This is a genomic window from Paracoccus tegillarcae, assembly GCF_002847305.1.
Taxonomy (GTDB): domain Bacteria; phylum Pseudomonadota; class Alphaproteobacteria; order Rhodobacterales; family Rhodobacteraceae; genus Paracoccus; species Paracoccus tegillarcae.
Window position 1 is genome coordinate 3,498,933 of record NZ_CP025408.1, and the last position, 22,511, is coordinate 3,521,443.

At 61.8% G+C, this 22,511-nt stretch carries 23 protein-coding genes and 2 tRNA genes; 9 read left to right on the forward strand and 16 right to left on the reverse strand.

The annotated features are described in order from the left end of the window. Positions 1-54: 54 nt before the first annotated feature. The gene (locus CUV01_RS17180; protein ID WP_101461541.1) at positions 55-1,314 is read right to left on the reverse strand and encodes a glutamate-5-semialdehyde dehydrogenase; all 1,260 of its coding nucleotides are present in this window, start codon (positions 1,312-1,314) and stop codon (positions 55-57) included. Between the two features lie 246 nt (positions 1,315-1,560). Between CUV01_RS17180 and CUV01_RS17185 the strand changes: the two genes are divergently transcribed. Next, positions 1,561-1,836: a DUF1203 domain-containing protein gene (locus CUV01_RS17185; RefSeq protein WP_157994898.1), complete on the forward strand. Its 276-nt coding sequence runs from the start codon at positions 1,561-1,563 to the stop codon at positions 1,834-1,836. Between the two features lie 47 nt (positions 1,837-1,883). On the opposite strand, the gene CUV01_RS17190 is transcribed toward CUV01_RS17185, so the two are convergent. From CUV01_RS17190 to CUV01_RS17210, 5 genes are all read right to left on the reverse strand, one after another. Then, positions 1,884-2,459, reverse strand: a complete 576-nt coding sequence (locus tag CUV01_RS17190) for a serine O-acetyltransferase (protein ID WP_101462196.1) — start codon at positions 2,457-2,459, stop codon at positions 1,884-1,886. 91 nt (positions 2,460-2,550) lie between these two features. Continuing rightward, positions 2,551-2,627, reverse strand: a tRNA-Asp gene (locus CUV01_RS17195). Positions 2,628-2,652: 25 nt separating this feature from the next. Further along, positions 2,653-2,729 (reverse strand) — tRNA-Asp (locus CUV01_RS17200). Positions 2,730-2,934: 205 nt separating this feature from the next. Further along, positions 2,935-3,825, reverse strand: a complete 891-nt coding sequence (locus CUV01_RS17205; RefSeq protein WP_198731843.1) for a hypothetical protein — start codon at positions 3,823-3,825, stop codon at positions 2,935-2,937. Positions 3,826-3,971: 146 nt separating this feature from the next. Continuing rightward, positions 3,972-5,069, reverse strand: coding sequence for an anhydro-N-acetylmuramic acid kinase (locus tag CUV01_RS17210; RefSeq protein WP_101461543.1), 1,098 nt, complete (start codon positions 5,067-5,069; stop codon positions 3,972-3,974). A 61-nt stretch (positions 5,070-5,130) separates the two neighbouring features. Between CUV01_RS17210 and tyrS the strand changes: the two genes are divergently transcribed. The 4 genes from tyrS to CUV01_RS17230 all read left to right on the forward strand — a co-directional run bounded on the left by tyrS (position 5,131) and on the right by CUV01_RS17230 (position 9,197). Beyond that, on the forward strand, positions 5,131-6,369 hold the full coding sequence (gene tyrS / locus CUV01_RS17215; protein ID WP_101461544.1) for a tyrosine--tRNA ligase: 1,239 nt from the start codon (positions 5,131-5,133) through the stop codon (positions 6,367-6,369). 128 nt (positions 6,370-6,497) lie between these two features. Next, complete coding sequence (locus tag CUV01_RS17220) at positions 6,498-6,692, forward strand: hypothetical protein (protein WP_101461545.1); 195 nt, start codon at positions 6,498-6,500, stop codon at positions 6,690-6,692. 143 nt (positions 6,693-6,835) lie between these two features. Continuing rightward, the gene (locus CUV01_RS17225; protein WP_101461546.1) at positions 6,836-7,675 is read left to right on the forward strand and encodes an urea carboxylase-associated family protein; all 840 of its coding nucleotides are present in this window, start codon (positions 6,836-6,838) and stop codon (positions 7,673-7,675) included. 70 nt (positions 7,676-7,745) lie between these two features. Beyond that, positions 7,746-9,197, forward strand: a complete 1,452-nt coding sequence (locus tag CUV01_RS17230; protein ID WP_101462197.1) for a TrkH family potassium uptake protein — start codon at positions 7,746-7,748, stop codon at positions 9,195-9,197. Positions 9,198-9,202: 5 nt separating this feature from the next. Here the strand turns inward: CUV01_RS17230 and xseA are convergent, their stop codons facing one another. Both xseA and CUV01_RS17240 read right to left on the reverse strand, forming a co-directional pair. Then, on the reverse strand, positions 9,203-10,765 hold the full coding sequence (xseA, locus tag CUV01_RS17235) for an exodeoxyribonuclease VII large subunit (protein ID WP_101461547.1): 1,563 nt from the start codon (positions 10,763-10,765) through the stop codon (positions 9,203-9,205). Beyond that, positions 10,765-11,562 (reverse strand): glycine-rich domain-containing protein, encoded by a 798-nt coding sequence (locus CUV01_RS17240; RefSeq protein WP_157994899.1) that lies wholly within the window; start codon positions 11,560-11,562, stop codon positions 10,765-10,767. The genes xseA and CUV01_RS17240 overlap by 1 nt, the downstream gene beginning before the upstream one ends. Here CUV01_RS17240 and purD point away from each other — a divergent pair. Both purD and CUV01_RS17250 read left to right on the forward strand, forming a co-directional pair. Continuing rightward, the gene (gene purD, locus CUV01_RS17245; protein ID WP_101461549.1) at positions 11,524-12,789 is read left to right on the forward strand and encodes a phosphoribosylamine--glycine ligase; all 1,266 of its coding nucleotides are present in this window, start codon (positions 11,524-11,526) and stop codon (positions 12,787-12,789) included. The genes CUV01_RS17240 and purD overlap by 39 nt on opposite strands. A gap of 185 nt (positions 12,790-12,974) precedes the next feature. Further along, positions 12,975-13,517: a GNAT family N-acetyltransferase gene (locus CUV01_RS17250; RefSeq protein WP_101461550.1), complete on the forward strand. Its 543-nt coding sequence runs from the start codon at positions 12,975-12,977 to the stop codon at positions 13,515-13,517. Here CUV01_RS17250 and CUV01_RS17255 read toward each other — a convergent pair. Continuing rightward, positions 13,514-14,203: an alpha/beta fold hydrolase gene (locus CUV01_RS17255; protein ID WP_101461551.1), complete on the reverse strand. Its 690-nt coding sequence runs from the start codon at positions 14,201-14,203 to the stop codon at positions 13,514-13,516. The two genes, CUV01_RS17250 and CUV01_RS17255, sit on opposite strands and share 4 nt — an antisense overlap. Position 14,204: 1 nt before the next feature. Then, entirely contained in the window at positions 14,205-15,224 is a 1,020-nt protein-coding gene (locus CUV01_RS17260; RefSeq protein ID WP_101461552.1) for a ribose-phosphate pyrophosphokinase, read from the reverse strand. 82 nt (positions 15,225-15,306) lie between these two features. Between CUV01_RS17260 and CUV01_RS17265 the strand changes: the two genes are divergently transcribed. Both CUV01_RS17265 and CUV01_RS17270 read left to right on the forward strand, forming a co-directional pair. Continuing rightward, positions 15,307-15,903 (forward strand): 2-hydroxychromene-2-carboxylate isomerase, encoded by a 597-nt coding sequence (locus CUV01_RS17265; RefSeq protein ID WP_101461553.1) that lies wholly within the window; start codon positions 15,307-15,309, stop codon positions 15,901-15,903. After that, the gene (locus CUV01_RS17270; RefSeq protein WP_232962335.1) at positions 15,900-16,682 is read left to right on the forward strand and encodes an alpha/beta fold hydrolase; all 783 of its coding nucleotides are present in this window, start codon (positions 15,900-15,902) and stop codon (positions 16,680-16,682) included. Before CUV01_RS17265 ends, CUV01_RS17270 begins: the two co-directional genes overlap by 4 nt. A gap of 118 nt (positions 16,683-16,800) precedes the next feature. Here CUV01_RS17270 and CUV01_RS17275 read toward each other — a convergent pair whose 3' ends face one another. The 6 genes from CUV01_RS17275 to CUV01_RS17300 all read right to left on the reverse strand — a co-directional run bounded on the left by CUV01_RS17275 (position 16,801) and on the right by CUV01_RS17300 (position 22,294). Next, entirely contained in the window at positions 16,801-17,070 is a 270-nt protein-coding gene (locus tag CUV01_RS17275; RefSeq protein WP_338418321.1) for an H-type lectin domain-containing protein, read from the reverse strand. A 317-nt stretch (positions 17,071-17,387) separates the two neighbouring features. Beyond that, entirely contained in the window at positions 17,388-17,834 is a 447-nt protein-coding gene (atpC, locus tag CUV01_RS17280) for an ATP synthase F1 subunit epsilon (protein WP_101461555.1), read from the reverse strand. 9 nt (positions 17,835-17,843) lie between these two features. Next, entirely contained in the window at positions 17,844-19,268 is a 1,425-nt protein-coding gene (atpD, locus tag CUV01_RS17285; RefSeq protein ID WP_101461556.1) for a F0F1 ATP synthase subunit beta, read from the reverse strand. A gap of 24 nt (positions 19,269-19,292) precedes the next feature. After that, positions 19,293-20,180 carry a F0F1 ATP synthase subunit gamma gene (locus tag CUV01_RS17290; RefSeq protein WP_101461557.1) on the reverse strand — a complete coding sequence of 296 codons (888 nt, stop codon included), beginning with the start codon at positions 20,178-20,180 and terminating at the stop codon, positions 19,293-19,295. A gap of 12 nt (positions 20,181-20,192) precedes the next feature. Beyond that, on the reverse strand, positions 20,193-21,728 hold the full coding sequence (gene atpA / locus CUV01_RS17295) for a F0F1 ATP synthase subunit alpha (RefSeq protein ID WP_101461558.1): 1,536 nt from the start codon (positions 21,726-21,728) through the stop codon (positions 20,193-20,195). Beyond that, positions 21,728-22,294 carry a F0F1 ATP synthase subunit delta gene (locus CUV01_RS17300; RefSeq protein WP_101461559.1) on the reverse strand — a complete coding sequence of 189 codons (567 nt, stop codon included), beginning with the start codon at positions 22,292-22,294 and terminating at the stop codon, positions 21,728-21,730. The genes atpA and CUV01_RS17300 overlap by 1 nt, the downstream gene beginning before the upstream one ends. Between the last annotated feature and the right edge of the window lie 217 nt (positions 22,295-22,511).

Below are 22,511 nucleotides of genomic sequence, written 5' to 3' on the forward strand. Positions count from 1 at the left end.
TGCCCTGTTCGGCACCTGCCCGCGACCCATCGCCGCAGGCTCTTTTATCCATCCCTATGGTCGGATGGTACCATTCCCCGTCACCAGATATTTAAAGCTGGTCAATTGCTCGGCACCGACCGGACCGCGCGCGTGCAGCTTGCCCGTGGCGATCCCGATCTCGGCGCCCATGCCGAATTCGCCGCCATCGGCAAACTGGGTCGAGGCGTTGCGGATCAGGATCGCACTGTCCAAAGCGTCAAAGAATCGCGCCGCCGTCTTGTCATTCGCGGTCAGGATCGACTCGGTGTGTTGGCTGCCATATCGGCGAATATGCTCGATTGCGCCCTCGACCCCGTCAACGGTTCTGGCCGCCATGATCATGTCCAGAAACTCATGCCCGAAATCTTCGGGGTTTGCCTTGGTCGCCCCTGAAATGTCAGCCAATGCGCCCTCGGCCCTGACCTCTACCCCGGCATCTAGCAGCGCACGGATCAGCGTCTCGGATTGCGGATAGTCACGGTCGATCAGCAGGCATTCCGCCGCCCCGCAAATGCCCGTCCGGCGGGTCTTGGCGTTCAGCACGACCTGAACCGCGGTCTCGGGGTCGGCGTCACGGTCGACATAGACGTGACAGATGCCCTCGAGATGGGCGAATACAGGCACCCGCGCCTCGCGCTGGACCAGCCCGACCAAACCCTTGCCGCCGCGCGGGATGATCACATCAATCAACCCCTGCGCCTGCAACATGGCGCTGACCGCCGCACGATCACGCGTGGGCACCAACTGGATCGCTTCGGCGGGCAGACCTGCCGCCACCAGCCCGCGCACCATGCAGGCATGCAGCGCCAGGGATGAGTTCAACCCCTCAGAGCCGCCGCGCAGGATCACGGCGTTGCCCGATTTCAACGCCAGCGCACCGGCATCGGCCGTCACATTCGGTCGGCTTTCATAGATCACGCCGATAACGCCGATTGGCGTGCGCACACGTTGGATATGCAGCCCATTCGGGCGGTCCCATTCCGCGATCACGCTGCCGACCGGATCGGGCTGTTCGGCGACGGTGCGCAAGCCATTTTCGATGTCGTGAATGCGGTCCTCGGTCAGGGTCAGCCGGTCCATCATCGCGCGGGACAATCCCTTTTCGCGTCCGAATTCCAGATCCTTGATATTGGCCTGCAGGATGTCCGACATCGACAGACGCACGGCCTCTGCAGCACCGATCAAGGCTGCATGCTTGCGTTCGGCGCTGGCCTCGCGCAGCGCCACCGTGGCATCTCGCGCGGTGCTCGCCATGCGCCCGATCAACTGGGTCGCGTCGTCCATGTCTTTCATCCTCTCGGCCCCTTTGACTGACGTTTTGCCAATGAAACGCCCGTTTCGCGCGCCCTCACCGCGGGTTCAATCGTCATAACGGAAGGACAACCGAAACAGGAGTCCCAAATGACCCTTCGTTTTTTTCCGATCAAGACAGCGACCGCCATGGGCCTGCGCAGCGGCACCGATGCATAGGGACTGCCGCCTGAACGCTGCCCTGCCTCCGATGGCCATGATACACCCTGCCGTCACTGCCTGAACCAGGTGCCCAAAGGCGCGCCTTATATCATCGTCGCGCACCGTCCTTTTTCCGGGCTGAACCCCTATGCTGAAACAGGTTCGATTTTTCTCTGCGTTGAGGATTGCGCCGCAGGCGGCCCCGATTTTCCGACCAGAATGCTGACCTCGCCCAGTTATATCGTGCGAGGCCATTCATCGGATGAGAGGATTGTCCGTGATCGCAGCAGCGTGATTGGCACGCCCTATATTCCGGCCCGCTGCGCCCGTCTCTTTACCGATCCGCAGATTGGTTTCGTCTAAATCCGCTCGGCCAGCGGCAACTGCTTTCATTGCCGTGTCACGCGTAGCTAGGCACCGTTTTCCTCAATGGGCGTTTCTTCAATGGGTGGGGGCTCGATGCGGATGACACGCGCCGGAACGCCGACCGCGACGCCGCCGGGCGGGACATCATCCAGCACCACGGCATTCAAACCAATGACCGCGTGATCGCCGATGGTGACGCCGCCCACGATCCGCGCACCGGCTGCAATATCGACATGCCCACCGATCAACGGGACATTGCGACCCTCGTCATTCGTGCGGCCCGACCCGATGGTTACCTGATTAAAGATCATGCAGTTCGGGCCAATCACGGCCGCCGGATGCATCACCACGCCGTTTGGATGATGCAGAACCAGCCCACGCCCGATGGGCGTGATGACCGGGATGTCGCATTGGCATATGACGCTCCAATAGCGGTGCACCAGCACCCAATATCGCCGCATGAACCCGGCGATGACGCCCTGTCGCGCGTGCCAGTGCTGATAGCGGCGCAGGGCGCGCAGCAACTTGCGGCCCGGATCCCAGAAGCGGGTGATCCGCTCGCGTTCCGGATCAGGATCGCGGGCAGAGGTATAGGCTCGAGGGGCATGCGTATCGGTCATGGGCATCGTCGATGAAACTGTCCGCCCAACTTACGGACTGCGACCGTAGGGGCAAGCGACAAACATGATCATGTGGATAGAAGGAAGGATATGGCGCGGTTGACGGGGCTCGAACCCGCGACCCCCGGCGTGACAGGCCGGTACTCTAACCAACTGAGCTACAACCGCGCATATCGTTCTGGGCGAAGGGTGGTGGCGCGGTTGACGGGGCTCGAACCCGCGACCCCCGGCGTGACAGGCCGGTACTCTAACCAACTGAGCTACAACCGCACACTCACCTTTCCCGGCTAATCGCCCGCCGGGGTGAGGGGCGGTTTACGCAGGCCGCGCGGCGAGGTCAAGCACTGATCGCCCGAAAATGGGATGGGATCGTAAATCTGTGCGACGTCTGTTTGCACACCCGCAACGCATGAAAAAGGGGCGCCCGAAGACGCCCCTTTTCCGTTCAGCGATAATCGCCGTTGAGGGTGTGACCTCAGTTGTTGGCCGGCTCGGCTTCGCCTTCAACCGCATCGGTTTCCATCGGCTCGACAGCGCCGTCGACGGCAGCCGCATCATCTGCAGACAGCACAGCCGGGATCATCATCGAATCGTCGAAGTCCGGCAGAGCGCCAAGTTCTTCCTTGGTATAGTTGGTCACGAAGACCGTATCATTGCCGAAGGTACCCATCTTGGCCGCCTCGGTGCTGACCAGAACTTCCTTCGCGCCAATGCCCAGGAAGCCACCGATATCGATCACGTAGCCAACCACTTCATGGTCGCTGTTGATCACGATGTCGCCGATATCCGCGATGTCATCCCAACCTTCCGGGATCGCATCACCTTCCAGGACGCTCCATTCGCTGCCCGAGGGTTCATTGGTCGTAAAGACCTGCAGGCCCTCGACCCAGCTTGCCAGCATGCTCGGCTTGGCCGGATCCATGTCAGGCTGCGCCTCGGTCGGGGCTGCGACGACCTCTTCGGCCATCTCACCTTCGACCATTTCACCTTCGGCAGCGTCCATGTCGGTCGCTTCCATGTCGGTCGCTTCGTCGGTCATTTCAGCATCGGCAGCCGCATCGCCTGCTGCGTCAGCAGCTGCATCGGCGTCGGCTGCGGCTTCGCCGGCAGCATCAGCTGCATCGTCGGCTGCATCTGCAGTCGCATCCGCGGCGTCCATGGTCGCGTCGCCAGCTGCATCCGCAGCATCACCAGCAGCGTCTGCGGTCGCGTCGGCGGCGTCTGCCGTCGCGTCGGCTGCATCGCTGGCTGCATCTTCTGCTGCCTGCGCGGTCTCTTCGACAGCGGTTTCAGGCTCTGCAGTGTCCTGCGCGAAGGCGGGGACAGCAAGTGCTGCGATCGCGGCGCTCATAAGCAAACGTTTCATATGTCATACTCCCTTTAGAAGTTCGTAAGTCTCCGGGTTCGCGACCCGTCGGCCTCTCAACGCACAACCAAAGCGGCTGTTCCATCAAGATGCAAAACAATCGAAATTTCTTCACAATACCGGCTAAGCATTTGATAGTTAACCCATTATAGAGGCCGGCTTATTCGCCCACCACAAACCAGGCCCGGCGAACCTGTTGTGGCAGGTCCGGACGTTGACAACCCTAGCGCGACCCTTGCTGCCAACCAACCGAAGGCTTGGGCCTCTAGCATATCGCCGTCCAAACCGGCGGCTTCTACCGGCATAACGCGACAAGGCAGCACTTGTTCCAGCGCCGCCATGACGGCGGCGTTATGTCGCCCACCGCCGCAAACCAGCAGCGATTCGGGCGGGCTGGGCAACCACCGAAACCCGGCAGAGACCGATGCCGCCACAGCCGCGACCAGCGTCGCCGCCGCGTCCGCATCCGTCAAATGTTGCACAGCCTGTGACAATGCCGCGAAATCGTCTCGGTCCAGCGATTTGGGTGGTTGCCGATCAAAATAGGGATGACGCAGGAACGCGTCGATCACCGCGTGATCCGCGCTGCCCCGGGCGGCCAGACGACCGCCTTCGTCCCGCACCTGCCGCAGGCGCGCGCGCACAAGATCATTGATCGGCGCATTCGCCGGGCCGGTGTCAAAGGCAAGGCAGGCACCAGGCGCCTCGGGCGCAGTCGCGGCAGGATCGACCCAGGTTATATTGCCGACACCGCCCAGGTTCAGAAACGCGACGGGCATCGGTCGCAGATGCCCCTGCCCGACCGCCCAGTCCGCGCAAGCCCAATGAAAGAACGGCGCCAGCGGCGCACCTTCACCGCCCTGCCGCACATCCTCGCTTCGAAAATCCCAGACCACACGCCGCCCCACCGCACGTGCCAGCGCCGCACCGTCACCGGCCTGATGCGTGCCGCGCCCATGGGGGTCATGGGCCAGCGTCTGACCATGATAACCGATCAACTCGGCCTCGGGAAAATCATGCGCCAGCGCGGCATGGCTGGCCTGAGAGATGGCGGCAGCCTCGGCCACGCCCTCACCATCCTGCCATTGCCCGAGCGCACCGTGCAGCACGGCGGCCTCATTGTCCGAATAGGCGCGATAGGCGCTGCGGCCAAAGCTGCCGATCCGCACCCCGTCGGTTTCGATTATCGCTGCATCGACCCCATCAAGCGAGGTTCCCGACATCATTCCCAAAGCCCGGATCATCGCGCCTTTTCCTTTGTTCCTGCCAGCGGTATATCCGCGACCATCGAAAGGAAAAACCCCGATGACCTATCACGCCAAATCCGACTTCATGCGCATTATGATCGAGCGCGGCTTTCTAGCCGATTGCACCGATTATCAGGCGCTGGACGATGCCCTCAGCGAAGGGCCGGTGACGGCGTATATCGGCTATGACGCGACGGCCGCGTCGCTGCATGTGGGGCATTTGCTGAATGTGATGATGCTGCGCTGGTTCCAGAAAACCGGCAACCGTCCGATCACGCTGATGGGTGGCGGCACCACAAAGGTTGGCGATCCCAGCTTTCGCGCCGATGAACGCCCCTTGCTGGGGCCGGAGCAGATTCAGGCCAATATCGACGGGATGCAGCAGGTTTTTGCGCGTTACCTCGACTACGGCGATGATGGCGCCTTGATGCTGAACAATGCCGAATGGCTGGACGGTCTGAACTATCTGGACTTTCTGCGCGACATTGGCCGCCATTTCAGCGTCAACCGGATGCTGGCTTTTGAATCGGTGAAATCCCGGCTGGACCGCGAACAATCGCTGTCCTTCCTGGAATTCAACTACATGATTCTGCAGGCCTATGACTTCCTTGAGCTGTACCGCCGCTACGATTGCCGCCTGCAAATGGGCGGTTCCGATCAGTGGGGCAATATCATCAACGGGATCGACCTGACCCGCCGTGTGCTGGATCGTGAGATCTGGGGCCTGACCAGCCCGCTGCTGACCACCAGCGACGGGCGCAAGATGGGCAAGTCGCAGGGCGGTGCGGTCTGGCTGAATGGCGAGATGCTGTCGCCCTATGAATTCTGGCAGTTCTGGCGAAACACCACCGACGCTGATGTGGGCCGGTTCCTCAAGCTCTATACCGAATTGCCGGTCGAGGAATGCGACCGAATGGGCGCTTTGCAAGGCTCTGAGATCAACGAGGCCAAGGTTCGTTTGGCCAATGAGATCACGACGCTGCTGCATGGTGCAGAGGCGGCGGCCAGCGCCGAGGCGACCGCGCGCGAGGTCTTTGAACAGGGCGGCGCGGGCGGCGATCTGGAGATTGTGACCATTGCGGGCGATGCCCTGCCCGTGTCGGTAGCGCAGCTGCTGACGCAGACCGGCATCACCGGTTCGGGCAAAGAGGCCAAGCGCCTGATCGCCGAGGGCGGCTTGCGGCTGAACAATGACGCCGTGACCGATCCGCAGACCATGGTCGATGCGGCCTCGATCGGTGACGGATTGAAGGTTTCAGTCGGCAAGAAAAAGCATCGGATGGTGCAGATCGGCTGACGGATCGCTCACACAAGCATGATGGCGACGCGGCGTTTCGACGCTGCGTCGCAGCATTGCGGATTGCCGGATCAGGCCCTATCTCACCGGTCATGGGCATGAAAAGCCCGATTTACCGGAGAGATATCATGGCGAATACATTGAAATCGCCTCAGAAAACAGAATTCACGGCCCCCTCGGCGGATGAGGCTGTCGACCAGATGTTTGGTTATTACAGCCCGGATGGGCAAAAGGGCCCGCGCGCCGCAAACACCAATCGCGCGCAGGTCATAAGCGAGTTGGACGCAGCAGGCGCAATCCTGGCGGCCAAGCGCTTTGGTTAAGTGACCGAAACACATCCATTTAAATCTGCTGGGGGCCATATCGGCCCCCTTTTTGTTGCGATCCCGCACTGATTGGGGCGGTGTTGAGCAGCAGGCGCATATCGCCACTGTCCCGGCAGCGCGACTCGTGCTTAGGTTCTTGAATGGATGTTCAATCGCCGCCCGATGCCCCTCGCCGCCGCGCCGCGCCCGCGGTGATCTGCTATGATCCGGCAACCCTGCCTGATCCGGGCCTGACGACGCTGCGTTCAGCGCGGGCGACAGCCGACATGACCTGTCAGATCACCGTGCCACCGCGCGAAGGCCGCTGTTTCGACGTCCCCGCCGGCCATTTCTTTCGCATCAGCACGATCGAGGGCTCGCAGGTCGGCGATCTGAACCTGTGGAGCGCCGCTAACCCGTCCGAGCGGTTCTATTCGGGCAAAAGCCGCGCGCTGCACGGCACCCATCTTTCAATCGGTGACCGTCTCTGGTCCAGCTTTCCGCATTTGCGCCCCCTGGCGACGATCACCGAAGACACGCTGGCCTGGTACGGGATCGACGCCGATGGCGGCGGGGTGCACGATGTCATCGGCACGCGCTGTGATCCCTATACCCACCATCTGCTCAGCGGCGAGGATTATCATCATTGCTGCCATTCCAACCTGACGCGCGCGCTGATGGCCCATCTTGATCTGACCCGCGAAGCCGCCGAGCCGCTGGTCCATGACGTCCTGAACGTCTTCATGTGCACCGGTTTTACCCGCGATACCGGACAGTATTTCATGAAGGCCAGCCCCGCCCGTCCCGGTGACTACATCGAATTCCATGCCGAAACCGATCTGATCGGCGGACTGTCGGCTTGCCCGGGCGGCGATTGCGGCGCGCAGCATTCCTCGGATCAGGCGCGCTGCTATCCGTTGCTGGTCGAAATATTTGCCCCCCGCATCCAGCCGGCAGATCGCCCCCAACCCACGCGGAATGGTTATGGCTGGCCCGCCTGAGCGCCGCGATGCGACAGGCCGCGGGTCACGGCGGCTTGACGGCACCCGTGCCGCGCGGCAATCAGGGCCGATGATCGACTTTCGCCCCGTCGTCCAGACCATCGGCAAAATCGTCGTCGTGCTGGGTGTGGGCATGGCGCTGCCTATGCTGGTCGATCTTTGGTATGGTGACCCGCATTGGCAGGTCTTTCTGCAGATCAGCGTCCTGACGATCCTCGCCGGGGTGATGTCCGTGGTCACGACCAGGGGTGCCGCCGATACGCTGACGATCCAGCAGGCATTTTTGCTGACTTCGGGGCTATGGGCTGTGCTGCCGATCTTTGGGGCCCTGCCCTTCATCTTTGGCGCGCCCAATGCCAGTTTTACCGATGCCTATTTCGAGGCAATGTCGGGCGTCAGCACAACCGGCACCACTGCTTTTCCCGACCTCGACAGCCTGCCGCGCGGCACGCATCTGTGGCGCGGCATCCTGCAATGGTCAGGCGGGCTGGGCATCGTGGTCGTCGCCATGGTATTCCTGCCGGTTATGAAAGTCGGCGGGATGCAGTTCTTCAGATCCGAAGGCTTTGACACGCTTGGCAAGATCCTGCCTCGCGCGGGCGAGATCGCGGCCGAGATGACCCGCATCTATTTCTTCCTGACCGGCGCCTGCATCATCACCTACATTCTGCTGGGCATGACCGGCTTTGATGCGGTGATGCACGCACTGACCACGATTTCGACCGGCGGTTTTTCCAATTACGACGCCAGTTTCGGCACCTATCTGGGTGGGCCGGAATGGGCGGCATCCCTGTTCATGGTGCTGGCTTCGATCCCCTTCATCCGCATGGTGCAGGCACTTCGGGGCAATATGTCGCCTTTGTGGCATGACGTGCAGATCCGCGCCTATCTGCGCTGGATCGCCTATAGCTGCGGCGCGATCATCATCTATCGTCTGCTCTACATGCATCAGGACATGCACCCGCTGGAGGTGGTTCGCGAAACCATCTTCAACACCATCTCGACCTTTTCCGGCACCGGTTATGCCTCGACCGATATGCTGGCCTGGGGGCATCTGCCGTTCTCGCTGCTGATCGTGGTCGGCCTGATCGGGGGCTGCACCGGATCGACGGGCTGTTCGGTCAAGGTTTTTCGCTATCTGGTGCTGTTTCAGACCGTCAAGGCACAGATCAGGCGCATGCACAGCCCGCACCGCGTCTATCCTCTGCGGCTCGAGGGGAGGTCGCTGGATGAGGACGTCGTCAATTCGGTGATGGCGTTCTTTACGCTTTTCATGCTCAGCTTTGGCTTGCTGATCGTTGGCCTTGCCCTGACCGGGCTGCACACCAAGACCGCGCTGACCGCCGCCTGGACCGCCATCGCCAATGTCGGGCCCGCATGGGGGCCAGAGATCACGGCCAACGGCTCTATCGCGGAGTTTCCCACCACGGCGAAATGGCTGATGATTCTGGGCATGTATGTCGGCCGCCTGGAACTGATCGCCGTTCTGGTACTGTTTCTGCCGCGTTTCTGGCGCAACTGAGGCGTTCAGAACAACGACTTCTGTTCCGGTTTGGGCTTGGCCGTGCCTTTCCTGGGCGGCACATCTGGCCGCGCGGCCATGCGGCCATCACCAAATTCGACCTCAAATCGTGCGGTTTGCGTCGCTGCCTCGGCCGAGGTGATCAGCCCGTTCGGCCCATGCACGACCGCAAAACCACGCCGCAGCGTTTCGGTATAGCCTAGCGTCTGCCGTGTCCGGTCAAGCCGCGACAGCGCGTCGCGGCGCACGGCAACGGCGCGCGCGGGCGCCGCGTCAAGACGGCGGCCAAGATCGCTGAGCCGCTCGGTCTGGGTGACGATGGCGCGACGTGTGACGGCAGTAACCCGGGCCAGCGAGGCATCCAGACGCTCTTTCATCTGCTGCACGCGATCTTGGCGGCGATCGCGCTGACGGGTTGCGGCATTGTCCAGACGCACAGCCAGCCGGTCCAGATCATGCCGCCGCGCCGCGGTAAACGCGCGCAAGGTGGCGGCAGGCATGGGCCGCGATTGCAACTGCTGGCGACGCGAACGGACAAGGCCGCGCAACGCAGGCTCCAACCGGGTTGCCCACAGGTCCAGACGTTGACGCGCGGGTTCCGTCAGCGCCGAGGGTCGCCCAAGCGCGCGGCCCAGATCATGCAGCCGCTGGCGTGGACGGTCGATGCGCAGAGTGCTGGCCCGGGTCATCCGCACACCGGATTCGGCCAGCCGCGCCGCCAGTTCAGCCCGCACTGGCACCGCAATTTCAGCCGCAGCCGTCGGCGTCGGCGCACGCCTGTCCGACGCGAAATCGATCAGGGTCGTATCCGTTTCATGACCAACCGCTGAAATCAGCGGGATCCGGCTTTCGGCCGCCGCGCGGACGACGATTTCTTCGTTAAAGCCCCACAGATCTTCCAGACTGCCCCCACCGCGCGCAACGATCAGCAGATCAGGGCGCGGCACCGGGCCAGCATCAGGCAACGCGTTAAATCCCCGGATCGCAGCGGCGACCTGAGGCGCGCTGGCCTCGCCCTGAACAGCGACGGGCCAGATCAGCACATGGGTCGGAAAACGGTCGCGCAGCCTGTGCAATATGTCGCGAATCACCGCACCCGACGGCGAAGTCACAACCCCGATCAGGCGCGGCAGAAACGGCAGTGGGCGCTTGCGGTCCTGGTCGAACAGACCCTCCTCCGCCAGCGCCTTGCGACGTTTCTCCAGCATCGCCATCAACGCGCCCGCGCCCGCAGGCTCGATATTGTCGACGATCATCTGGTATTTGGACTGTCCCGGAAAAGTCGTCAGGCGTCCTGTCGCAATGACCTCCATCCCCTCTTCGGGCCGATGGGTCAGCCGGGCGGCCTGCCCTTTCCAACTGACCGCGGCCAGTACCGAGCGATCATCCTTGAGGTCGAAATAGAGATGCCCGGATGAGGGGCGCGACACACGGCCAATTTCGCCGCGCACGCGAACGCGGCCGAACTGATCCTCGATGCTGCGTTTTACCGCACCCGAGATTTCCGAAACCGTGAATTCATGAGCGTTGTTGCCCGGCGCCTCGTCCTCGAACAGATCATCCGCCATCAGTCACCCCCTCCGCCACAACCACCACCGTCGCCGCCATCACCGTCCCAGTATGAGCCTAATCCGTCACTCGCCAATGCGCCGCAGCCGATGTAGGCGACGACGTGCTCATCGCCGCCTTTGCGCCTGAGAACGAACGAACCGATCAAATAGTTCAGCAATATATATAACGCGATACCGACCAACGCGCCGACCAGCGCAGAGGTACCATTGGCGCCCAACATCCGCCAAAGGGCCACGGCAACCACAAGAATGGCCAGCCCCAACACCGTCCGCAGACGCCCAATGCCCGGGCGCGGCCAAAAGCGGCGCGGTGCCTGATGGCCGAACCTCTCTTGATACAGATCCAGCGTCGCACGGTAAGCCGGATCGCGATCAGGCGACGGGCGGCCCGGAAGATGACGCAATTCGCGCCCTACGGCGTTCTCGCAGAATGCCTGCCATTCCGCCGCCTTCTGCAGATGCAGATGCCACACGTCGTCGACCGCGCGCGAGGGGGCGATCACCTGCCCTGCAACAGCAACCAGAAAGATGAACCGGCGATACTCGAGGGTCAGTTCGGTCGCCGCCTGGGTCGAGCAGTTGAAATGCGCAACCAGGAACAACTCGGCATCCTGTCCGAGTTTGCCCAGCTTGACCGGTTGGTTCTGGATCCGCTGCCACAAATCGCGATCGCGCATCGGTGGCCTCTTTGCTTGTCGATTCCTTCGCCGGACCCTAGAAGGCTGGGCAAAGAGGGGCAAGCGAAAGGGCGGCGGGTGAATATTCTGATCCTTGGCGGCGGCGGGCGTGAACACGCATTGGCCTGGGCGGTACGGCAGAACCCGAAATGTGATCGGCTGATCGTCGCGCCGGGCAACGCGGGCATGACAGGGATCGCTGAATGCGCCGAAATCAATCCGAACTCTCGGGCAGAGGTTCTTGAACTTGCACAGGAAAACGCGGTCGATCTGGTGATCGTCGGCCCCGAGGCCCCGCTGGCCGCCGGTGTTTCGGATGCGCTGCGCGACGCTGGCTTTCTGGTCTTTGGTCCCTCGCAAGCGGCCGCGCAACTTGAGGCCAGCAAGACATTCACAAAGGAAATCTGCGATGCCTGCGCTGCGCCGACAGCGGCATGGGCGCGCTTTACCGAGGCTGGGCCCGCACGCGACTACATTAACGCGCAGGGCGCGCCGATCGTCGTCAAGGCAGATGGTCTGGCCGCCGGCAAGGGCGTTACTGTGGCCGAAACCGTGCAGCAGGCCCATCACGCCATAGACCTGATTTTCAAGGGCGAATTCGGCGACACCTCGGTCGTTATCGAAGAGTTCATGGCCGGAGAAGAGGCCAGCTTTTTCGTGCTGGTCGATGGCAACGCGTGCCTGCCCATCGGCACGGCGCAGGATCACAAGCGCGTCGGCGAGGGCGATACAGGGCCGAATACCGGCGGTATGGGTGCCTATAGCCCGGCCCCGGTGATGGGCGAGGCGATCCAGCAACAGGTCATGGACCGGATCATACGCCCGACCATGGCCGAGATGGCGCAGCGAGGCACCCCGTTCCAGGGCGTCCTGTTTGCCGGCCTGATGATCGAGGACGGCCAGGCGCGGCTGGTTGAATATAACGTCCGTTTTGGCGACCCCGAATGTCAGGCGCTGATGATGCGGCTTGGGGCGCAAGCCTTGGATCTGATCCATGCCTGCGCCGAAGGCCGGCTGACAGAGATGTCGGTCAACTGGGCGGACGATCACGCGCTAAGCGTTGTTCTGGCAGCTGATGGCTATCCAGGAGATTACCAGAAAGGCAGCCAGATCAAAGGATTGGGAGGCCTTCCTGAAAACAGCTTTCAGATGGTTTTTCATGCGGGAACCGGCGAAAAGGACGGTCATATCCTTGCCACTGGTGGGCGCGTCCTGGCGGCCACAGGGCGTGGCGAGACACTGGCCGAGGCGCATCAGCGCGCCTATGAGCTTGTCGACGCAATTGACTGGCCTCAAGGGTTCTGTCGGCGCGATATCGGCTGGCGGGCGTTGAACCAAGGCTAGAGACGGCGTCGTTTTCGAGGCAAGGGACCGTTGTTTACCCGCTGTTCGGGGTGTGCTGCTGCGTCGTGGAACGTCCGTCGGCACACAGCGTCACTCTTGACAGTTTGACCGCAGATCGCGATCTTTCATTCATGCTGCAGTGCAGAAATTCTGTGCCGCGACAGTGATGAAAGGAAGCCGGTGTCATGCCGCGCCAACACGATATCCCCGATCCAGCGGATGCGCCCCGCGGACTGGATCTGCTGACCCCACTGGCCGATCAGGTCGATATTCGCGGCCTAAACCGGCGCGATGCCCCTTTGCTGACCAAACATCTGCAGCGGCTTCCACCCGAGGCTCGTCACGCGCGCTTTCATGCCGGGGTGAACGATGACGCGATCGAGACTTATGTCAGCCGGATCGGCTGGCAAGATACCTATGTCTTTGGCGCCGTCATAGACGGCCAATTGCGCGCCGTCGCCGAACTTGTGCCCGAACCGGGCAGTGAGGTGGCCGAAATCGCTGTTTCGGTCGAACCGCAGCAACAGCATAGCGGGCTGGGCCGGCTGCTGGTGCTGGCGGCCATGTTGGCGGCGCGGCACCTTGGATTAACGCAGTTGCGCCTGACCTATCAGTCAGGAAATGCGGCGATGCGGGGGCTGGTTCAGGACCTGGGCGGCGAGACGGTCACAAATGGCCAGCAGGCCGAAGCGACCCTGCCGGTGCCGCCTGCTGTGGGCGACGTCTAGCGGGCGAATGTCCCGCTGCGCAAAAAGGCAATGACCTGCGCGATGACGGACGGGTTGTTCATCATGAAGGTATGCGTGACGGGCAATCGCAGATGATCGGCCTCACCGGCAACATGGCTGGCCGCGACGCCGACCTTGCCGTCATCCGGGCCGGGTATCAACGCTGAGCTAAGCGGATTTGCCGTTGCATCGCCCGCAATCACGCCAAGCGGAAACGTCACGGGACCAAGCGCCAGCGGAACGGAATCCGCGGTGGTCCCCATTTCCAGACCAGCGGGACCGTTCAATGCATCGTAGAATGGCAGAGCGCGCAGCCTGTCGACCAATGGCGAGCCCTGGTTGGGCGATGCCAGCATGACCACGCGGCCCAGATTGGCGGGTGCATGATCGGCCAACCAGATGCGGGCCAGGATGCCGCCCATGGAATGCGTGACGATGTGCACCGGCTGATCGGCCGGGCATTGATCCAGCCCCTGCCCCACATGTTTGGCCAGATCGCGGATCGGCGCCGAGGTCGATGGATAGGCCTGGTTCACCACATGATAGCCCTGTTGCGACAAGGCCTTTTCCAGCACGATCAATGAGTTGGGCCCGCGCGCCAACCCATGCAGCAGCAGAACGCAATCCGCCCTGGCGGGCCCAAGCGTCACAACCAGAAACAGCACCGCCAGGGCAAACCTGCGCATGTCAGCTGTCGGAATAGAGGCCCTCGTAGATCGGGCCGAGGGTGTCGGTCTCGAACAGGGAACTGACCGAAGTACCATTCCAGATGTTCAGAATGGCCTGAGCAAAGATCGGTGCGGTTGGCACGATCCGGATATTCGGCGCTTTCTTCACCGCCTCGGTGGGCTGGATGGAATCGGTGATCACCAGCGATTTCATCACCGATTTGGTAATCCGCTCGACAGCCGGGCCGGACAGAACGCCGTGGCTGATATAGGCATGGACCTCGGTCGCGCCCTGATCGGTCAGGACCTGGGCTGCCTTGCAGAGCGTGCCGGCGGTATCGCACATGTCGTCCACGATGATGCAGGACTTGCCCGACACGTCGCCGATGACAGTCATCTCGGCCACCTCGCCCGCCTTTTCGCGACGCTTGTCCACGATCGACAGCGGTGCGCCGATACGCTGCGCCAGTTCGCGCGCGCGGGCCACCCCGCCGACATCGGGCGATACCACCATCAGATTGTCCATCTGCCCCTTGAAGTGATGCTTGATATCCAGCGCAAAGACCGGCGCGGCATAGAGGTTATCCACCGGAATATCGAAAAAGCCCTGGATCTGGGCGGCGTGCAGATCAAGCGTCAGAACGCGGTCGATGCCTGCCTCTGTCAACAGGTTGGCGACCAGTTTCGCAGAAATGGGCGTGCGCGCCTTGGCGCGGCGATCCTGACGGGCATAGCCGAAATAGGGGATCAAGGCGGTGATGCGGCTGGCCGATGACCGGCGCAGCGCGTCGGACATGATCAGCAGTTCCATCAGGTTGTCATTGGCCGGGTTGGAGGTTGGCTGAATGATATACATGTCCTCGCCGCGAACGTTCTCAAAGACCTCGACAAAGATTTCCTGATCGTTGAACCGCTCCACGCGGGCGTCGCAAAGTCCCACATTCATGCCGCGATGCATCGACATCCGCCGGGCGATGGCGCTGGCCAAGGGTTTGTTGGCATTGCCAGAGATCAGCTTGGGTTCGGTCATGGCGGGCATGGATCATAGCCTTTTCGGGATTCGCGCGATTGCGATGGCCTTAGCACCCGGTTAGCCTGCCCGCAAACCTTACGGAGAGATCATGGCGCATATCGACTATTACCTCGGCACGGTCAGCCCGTGGTGCTATCTGGCCGGAGACCGGCTGGAGCAGCTTGCCCAGAAACACGGTGCGACGATCACCTACAAACCCGTCGATCTGATGCAGCTTTTCTCGCGCACCGGCGGCGTCGCACCGGCTGACCGCCATCCCTCGCGATTGGCGCTGCGCGGGCAGGAATTGCAGCGCTGGTCGGATCATCTGGACATGAAAATGAACCTGAAACCGGCGCATTTCCCGGTCAACATGGCGCCGTCCTCCTATGCCATCATCGCTGCGCAAGAGGCGGGCGGAGATGTGGGCGCGCTGGTGCAGGGCTTTCTGCGCGCCGTCTGGGCAGAAGAGCGCGATATCAGCGACGATGCGGTGATCGCCGAGGTGATGACAGCGGCAGGCTTTGATCCGGCAATCGCTGAAAATGGCCTGTTCGTCGGGGCCGAGACCTATGGTCGCAATCTGGAACAGGCGGTCGAGGCCGGCGCTTTCGGCGCGCCCTTTTATGTCGTCCGTGAAACCGATCAGCGGTTCTGGGGACAGGACCGGCTGGATTTCCTGGACCGGCATCTGGCCAGCCTGTGAGCGGCAAGATCCATCAGCGCCACTGGCCGGGCGATCCCGACCGCCCGGCGCTGGCGCTGCATTGCATGATGGGCAGCGGTCGCTATTGGGGACCGATTGCCGAGCGGTTGCAGACCCGCCCCGACCTGCGCGGCTTTGACCTGCCCGGACATGGCCGCAGCGATAGCTGGACCCCGGCAGAGGGCGAGCCTGATCTGCACACGGCGGTGACCCGGATCGCCGCCGCCATGATCGACCGGCCGCTGGACCTGATCGGCCACAGTTTCGGCGCGACCGTGGCCTTGCGCATCGCGGTCGCCGCGCCCGATGCCGTTCGCAGCCTGACCCTGATCGAGCCGGTTTTCTTCGCCGCCGCCGACCAGCCATCCGATGATGTTGCCCTGACCAGGAAGATGATGGATCTGCTGGCCAGTGGCCACGACGACGAGGCAGCCCGCGTCTTTCTGTCGGTCTGGGGCGATCAGCCCTTTGACGCGCTGTCACCCGTGTTTCAGCAACAGATGGCGCGACAAGTGCATTTGGTGGCCGAGGGCAACGACGTGCTGATCCACGATGCGGCCAATATCCTGCGCCCCGGCGGGTTGGAGGCTATCGACGCGCCAGTCATGCTGATCTCAGGCGCGAACTCGCCCCCGGTGATTGCCGATATCGCCGAGGCGCTGGCCGGGCGCCTGCCCGATGTCGGCCGTGCCGAGGTTCCAAACGCCGGGCATATGCTGCCGATCACCCACCCCGACCAGGTGGCCGATCTGATCGACATCAATCTGACGCGGGCCTAGGGACGATCCAGACAGGGCCGGCGACCATCACGCGCCGTGGAAATGCGAAGGTCAGTGCTCATTGCGGAACGTGGACGTGTTTTCAGGCAGCGGCTGCGAATAACCGCGTCCAGTCATATTACACGTCGCGAAAATCATCCTCATGCCGCACCGGTCCGATGGCGATCCATTCAGCACGTATTCGCGCGACTTTGGTATCGCCCCAGGTTCGAAACACGATCCGAAAACCGGTCTCGGACACCTCATCGGCGGATATATCCGCGCGCGCATTTTGACTGGCACCCATGTCCCACATGTTCATGCTGACATGCACAACCGGCGCCTCAAGAAACGGTTCTTCAAAGCGGACCAGACAATTGGCCAGCCGGGACCCTTCCCCCGCCCACATTTCTCCGTCGCTTTCAAAGGCCGAGAAAACAAGGGCGGACCCCTTGCTTACCCCAACGGCTGTACTGCTGAATTTGCGCATCTGCAGGTGGCATTCTCTTCGGTTAAGCCATTGATCAAGGACAGTTTCGCTCGATCTCTGGTATTCTATAGAGGTATCGATATTATATCCAAATTACAGGGCCACAATAAAATTTGGCAAATTAAAATATATCAATACGAAAATGTAATGGCCTTTCAGGTTTCTTTCGCGCGCATCAAAAGAAACGCCCCGGCATTTCTGCCAGGGCGCTTCATTGTTTCAATTCGGATGACCTGTCAGTCAGGGACGCTGGCCTGATTGGGGTCCAGACCGATATGGGTGCCCATGGCCTCCATATCGGACAGAAGCTTGACCGACGCGGCGACGATCTCTTCGCCAGTCGAGTGTTTTTCCTCGACGACCTTCCGGCGACGATGCGCCTCTGACATCATCTGGTTAAAGATCTCTTGGGTCATTTCCTCGCGGGCATGGCCCCGTTCGGCAAGCAGCGAAACCGACTCGTTGTTGATCTCGGCAAAGCCTCCGGTCACGGCGAATTGCGTCTCGGCACCGCCTTCGTCGACAACCACGACCACGCCGGGACGCAGGTTGACGATAACCGGCGCGTGGCCCGGCATGACGGTCAGATCACCGTCATTTCCCGGCAGGCGCACCTCGCGCACGGGCACCGACACAAGGCGGCGCTCGGGCGAGACGAGGTCAAACTGCATGTTATCGGCCATAGTGCCCCCTTATGCGGCTTCGGCTGCCAGACGCTCGGCTTTCGCCTTCACGTCGTCGATGCCGCCAACCATGTAGAAGGCCGCTTCGGGCAGGTGATCGTATTCACCGGCCACAACCGCCTTGAACGATTTGATCGTGTCTTCCAGCGGAACCTGAACGCCGTCAGAGCCGGTGAAGACCTTCGCAACGTCGAAGGGCTGCGACAGGAAGCGCTGGATTTTCCGTGCGCGGGTCACCGTCAGTTTGTCTTCTTCCGACAGTTCGTCCATGCCCAGAATGGCGATGATGTCCTGCAGCGACTTGTAACGCTGCAGGATACCCTGCACGTCACGAGCAACCTGATAATGCTCTTCACCCACGACACCGGGGTCCAGAATCCGCGAGTTCGAGTCCAGCGGGTCCACGGCCGGATAGATGCCCAATTCCGAAATCGCGCGCGACAGAACGGTCGTGGCGTCGAGGTGAGCAAAGGTCGTGGCAGGCGCAGGGTCGGTCAAGTCATCGGCCGGAACATAGACGGCCTGGATCGAGGTGATCGAGCCTGCCTTGGTCGAGGTGATGCGTTCCTGCATCTGGCCCATATCGGTGGCCAGCGTCGGCTGATAGCCCACTGCGGACGGGATACGACCCAGCAGGGCCGACACTTCCGAACCAGCCTGGGTAAAGCGGAAGATGTTATCTACAAAGAACAGAACGTCGGTGCCGGTAGCATCGCGGAACTGTTCGGCCAGCGTCAGACCGGTCAGGGCAACACGCATACGCGCACCCGGAGGCTCGTTCATCTGGCCGTAAACCAGGGCAACCTGCGATTCCGACAGATTGTCGGGTTTGATAACGCCGGATTCGACCATCTCGTGATACAGGTCGTTGCCTTCACGGGTCCGTTCGCCAACACCCGCGAACACCGAGTAACCCGAGTGCACTTTTGCGATGTTGTTGATCAGTTCCATGATCAGAACCGTCTTGCCCACGCCGGCACCGCCGAAGAGGCCGATCTTACCGCCCTTTGAATAGGGCGCCAGCAGGTCGATGACCTTGATGCCGGTGACCAGAATTTCCGAGCTGGTGGCCTGCGACGCAAAGTCGGGCGCAGGCTGGTGGATTGCGCGGGTTTCGGTGGCTTCTACCGGGCCGCCTTCGTCGACGGGCTCGCCCACGACGTTCAGGATGCGGCCCAATGTGACGTCGCCAACCGGCACGCTGATCGGGTGGCCGGTGTCACGCACCTCGGCACCACGGACCAGACCTTCGCTGGCATCCATGGCGATGGTACGGACAGTGTTTTCGCCCAGATGCTGCGCCACTTCCAACACCAGCCGCTTGCCGTTGTTTTCAGTTTCCAGTGCGTTCAAAATCGCGGGCAGCTGATCTTCAAACTGCACGTCCACGACGGCGCCGATCACCTGGGTAATTTTGCCTTTGGCCTCTGCCATGTTTCGTTTCCTCTACTGATCGGGTCAGAGCGCTTCGGCGCCCGAGATGATTTCGATGAGTTCCTTGGTGATCGCAGCCTGACGCGAACGGTTATATTCGGTCGTCAGACGATCAATCATGTCACCCGCGTTGCGTGTGGCGTTATCCATGGCCGACATCCGCGCACCCTGTTCACTGGCTGCGTTTTCCAACAGCGCGGCGAAGATCTGCGTCGCAACCGAACGCGGCAGCAGATCGGCCAGAATGGCCTCTTCGCCGGGCTCATAGTCGTATTGCGAATCCGCGCCGCCCACTGCATCCGCTTCGCCCTGTTCGGGCACCACGGCGGGGATGATCTGCTGTTCGGTCGGAACCTGGCTGATCACCGATTCAAAGCGGTTGTAATAGATCGTCGCCACGTCATAGCCACCATCGTCAAAGCGCGTCAGCACCTCATCGGCGATCTCGCGCGCATGCTCATAGGCGATGCGCTTGACCTCGCTGAGGTCGACGTGATGGACGAGGCTGCTGGCGTAGTCACGCTTTAGCTGCTCGCGGCCCTTCTTGCCGACGGTCAGGATCTCGACCGACTTGCCAGCCGCCCGCAGCTTGCTGGCGCGCTGCCGCGCCAACTTGACGATCGAGCTGTTAAAGCCGCCCGCAAGGCCACGTTCCGCCGTCAGGACGACCAGCAAGTGCCGGTCGTCGCTGCCGGTGCCGGCCAACAGGCGCGGCGCATTGTCGGAACCCTGGGTGCCCGCGGTCAGTCCAGCCATCACGGCATTCATCCGCTCGGCATAGGGGCGTGCGGCCTCTGCCGCATCCTGCGCACGGCGCAGTTTGGCGGCAGCGACCATTTGCATGGCCTTGGTGATCTTGCGCGTGTTCTTGACGCTCTCGATCCGGTTTTTAAGGTCCTTAAGGCTGGGCATCTGATTGCCTCCTTAAGCCCGAGTCTTGGCGTAAGCGTCCAGCGCCGACTTTATGGCGTCTTCCAGATCACCGGAAACCTTGCGGTCATTCGTGGTGATATCGTCCAGCAGGTCCGACTGCTGGTTGCGCAGGAACTGGATCAGGCCCTGTTCCCATGCGACGATCTCCTTGACCGGAACTTGGTCGATATAACCCTTGGTACCGGCATAGATCACGATCACGATCTCGGCGTTGGTCAGCGGCTGGTATTGCGGCTGCTTCATCAGCTCGGTCAGGCGCGCACCGCGGTTCAGCAGTTTCTGCGTCGCGGCGTCCAGATCGGACCCGAACTGCGCAAAGGCGGCCATTTCGCGATACTGAGCCAGTTCCAGCTTGACCGGACCGGCGACCGATTTCATCGCCTTGGTCTGGGCGGCCGAACCAACGCGGCTGACCGACAGACCGGTGTTCACTGCAGGGCGGATACCCTGGAAGAACAGGTCGGTTTCGAGGAAGATCTGACCATCGGTGATCGAGATCACGTTGGTCGGGATATAGGCCGAAAGGTCACCCGCCTGGGTTTCGATGATCGGCAGTGCGGTCAGCGAACCGCCGCCGTTATTCTCGTTCATCTTGGCTGAACGTTCCAGCAGACGCGAGTGCAGGTAGAACACGTCGCCCGGATAGGCTTCGCGGCCGGGCGGACGGCGCAGCAACAGCGACATCTGGCGATAAGCAACGGCCTGTTTGGACAGGTCGTCATAGATCATCAATGCATCCATGCCATTGTCGCGGAAATATTCGCCCATGGCGGTTGCCGAGTAAGGCGCAAGATACTGCATCGGCGCCGGGTCCGAGGCGGTCGCAGCGACCACGATCGAGTATTCCATCGCGCCGGTTTCTTCCAGCTTCTGCACCAGCTGCGCCACGGTCGAGCGCTTCTGGCCGACAGCGACATAGATGCAATACAGCGACTTCATGCCGTCGTCTTCGCGGCCGTTATAGTTCTTCTGGTTCAGGATCGTGTCCAGAGCCACGGCGGTCTTGCCGGTCTGACGGTCACCAATGATCAACTCGCGCTGGCCACGGCCAACCGGGATCATGGCGTCGACCGATTTCAGGCCCGTGGCCATCGGTTCATGCACCGACTGACGCGGCATGATGCCTGGTGCCTTGCTGTCGGCCACAGCCATGATCGGATCAGCGATCGGACCCTTGCCGTCGATGGGATTGCCAAGCGCGTCGACAACGCGGCCCAGCAGGCCCTTGCCGGTCGGCACTTCCACGATGGCGCCGGTACGTTTGACCGTATCGCCTTCCTTGATGTCGCGGTCATCGCCGAAGATCACGACGCCGACGTTATCCGACTCAAGGTTCAGAACCATCCCGCGGATACCGCCGGGGAATTCGACCATCTCGCCGGCCTGGACCTTGTCCAGACCGTAGATGCGCGCGATGCCGTCACCGACGGACAGCACCTGGCCGACCTCGGCCACCTGGGCATCCTGCCCGAAATTCTTGATCTGATCCTTGAGGATCGCCGAAATCTCGGCTGCCTGGATTCCCATTATCCGACCTCTTTCATAGTATTCTGGAGGGAAGCGAGCTTCGAGCGGATCGACGAGTCGATCATCTGCGAGCCCAGCTTGACAATCATGCCGCCGATGAGGGCGTCATCAACACGGGTGTTCAGCTTGACAGTCTTGCCCGATTTCTCGGCCAAGGTCTGGATCAGCTGGTTTTTTTGCTCATCACTCAGCACAACCGCGCTGGTTACTTCGGCGGTGATCTCGCCGCGTTCATCCGCAATCAGCGCACGCAACTGGTCCACCAGCGCGGGCAGCACGAACAGGCGGCGATTCGAAGCCATCAGCTGCAGCGTATTCGCCATTGTGGCGCCCAGCCCCATCTTTTGAGCGATCGCAGTAATGGCCTTTTGCTGGTTGTCACGGGAATAGCGCGGCGAGGCGATCAGGTCGCGCAGCTCGGCGCTATCGTCCAGCGCGCCTTGCAACTGATCCAGTTCCGAAGAGATGCTGTCGATCCCGCCATCTTCGCGAGCGATATCAAAGACGGCCTGTGCGTAACGCCCGGCGATACTTTGAGACATGGAAGCTGTGTTTGCCACTGTCATCCTTCACGGTTTGCGCATGCCCAACGCTCGGGCCGGCCTTGGGCCGGTCTGTCGCTGGGCGTGCGGGTCAACGGGCGGCGGCGTCGGGTCCCCCTGCCCTGAAATCTGCGGCGTCTCTAGCAGGTGATTTCGCGCCCTGCAACCGCCAAGCACACGGAAAGGAGAGGCTTGGTTTCGGTGGGCCCGTGCTGATCCCCGTCTCACTTGTGCCCGACCG

Excerpts from the sequence above, each read along its gene's own strand:
- CUV01_RS17260 (WP_101461552.1), bottom strand. The coding sequence starts at position 15,224 with ATGCCCGCCATGACCGAACCCAAGCTGATCTCTGGCAATGCCAACAAA.
- CUV01_RS17290 (WP_101461557.1), bottom strand. The coding sequence starts at position 20,180 with ATGCCCAGCCTTAAGGACCTTAAAAACCGGATCGAGAGCGTCAAGAAC.
- CUV01_RS17300 (WP_101461559.1), bottom strand. The coding sequence starts at position 22,294 with ATGACAGTGGCAAACACAGCTTCCATGTCTCAAAGTATCGCCGGGCGT.
- CUV01_RS17225 (WP_101461546.1), top strand. The coding sequence starts at position 6,836 with ATGGATGTTCAATCGCCGCCCGATGCCCCTCGCCGCCGCGCCGCGCCC.
- tyrS (WP_101461544.1), top strand. The coding sequence starts at position 5,131 with ATGACCTATCACGCCAAATCCGACTTCATGCGCATTATGATCGAGCGC.
- atpD (WP_101461556.1), bottom strand. The coding sequence starts at position 19,268 with ATGGCAGAGGCCAAAGGCAAAATTACCCAGGTGATCGGCGCCGTCGTG.
- atpC (WP_101461555.1), bottom strand. The coding sequence starts at position 17,834 with ATGGCCGATAACATGCAGTTTGACCTCGTCTCGCCCGAGCGCCGCCTT.
- CUV01_RS17250 (WP_101461550.1), top strand. The coding sequence starts at position 12,975 with ATGCCGCGCCAACACGATATCCCCGATCCAGCGGATGCGCCCCGCGGA.
- xseA (WP_101461547.1), bottom strand. The coding sequence starts at position 10,765 with ATGGCGGATGATCTGTTCGAGGACGAGGCGCCGGGCAACAACGCTCAT.
- CUV01_RS17275 (WP_338418321.1), bottom strand. The coding sequence starts at position 17,070 with ATGTGGGCGGGGGAAGGGTCCCGGCTGGCCAATTGTCTGGTCCGCTTT.
- CUV01_RS17265 (WP_101461553.1), top strand. The coding sequence starts at position 15,307 with ATGGCGCATATCGACTATTACCTCGGCACGGTCAGCCCGTGGTGCTAT.
- CUV01_RS17180 (WP_101461541.1), bottom strand. The coding sequence starts at position 1,314 with ATGAAAGACATGGACGACGCGACCCAGTTGATCGGGCGCATGGCGAGC.
- atpA (WP_101461558.1), bottom strand. The coding sequence starts at position 21,728 with ATGGGAATCCAGGCAGCCGAGATTTCGGCGATCCTCAAGGATCAGATC.
- CUV01_RS17190 (WP_101462196.1), bottom strand. The coding sequence starts at position 2,459 with ATGACCGATACGCATGCCCCTCGAGCCTATACCTCTGCCCGCGATCCT.
- CUV01_RS17230 (WP_101462197.1), top strand. The coding sequence starts at position 7,746 with ATGATCGACTTTCGCCCCGTCGTCCAGACCATCGGCAAAATCGTCGTC.
- CUV01_RS17205 (WP_198731843.1), bottom strand. The coding sequence starts at position 3,825 with ATGAAACGTTTGCTTATGAGCGCCGCGATCGCAGCACTTGCTGTCCCC.
- CUV01_RS17220 (WP_101461545.1), top strand. The coding sequence starts at position 6,498 with ATGGCGAATACATTGAAATCGCCTCAGAAAACAGAATTCACGGCCCCC.
- CUV01_RS17210 (WP_101461543.1), bottom strand. The coding sequence starts at position 5,069 with ATGATCCGGGCTTTGGGAATGATGTCGGGAACCTCGCTTGATGGGGTC.
- CUV01_RS17255 (WP_101461551.1), bottom strand. The coding sequence starts at position 14,203 with ATGCGCAGGTTTGCCCTGGCGGTGCTGTTTCTGGTTGTGACGCTTGGG.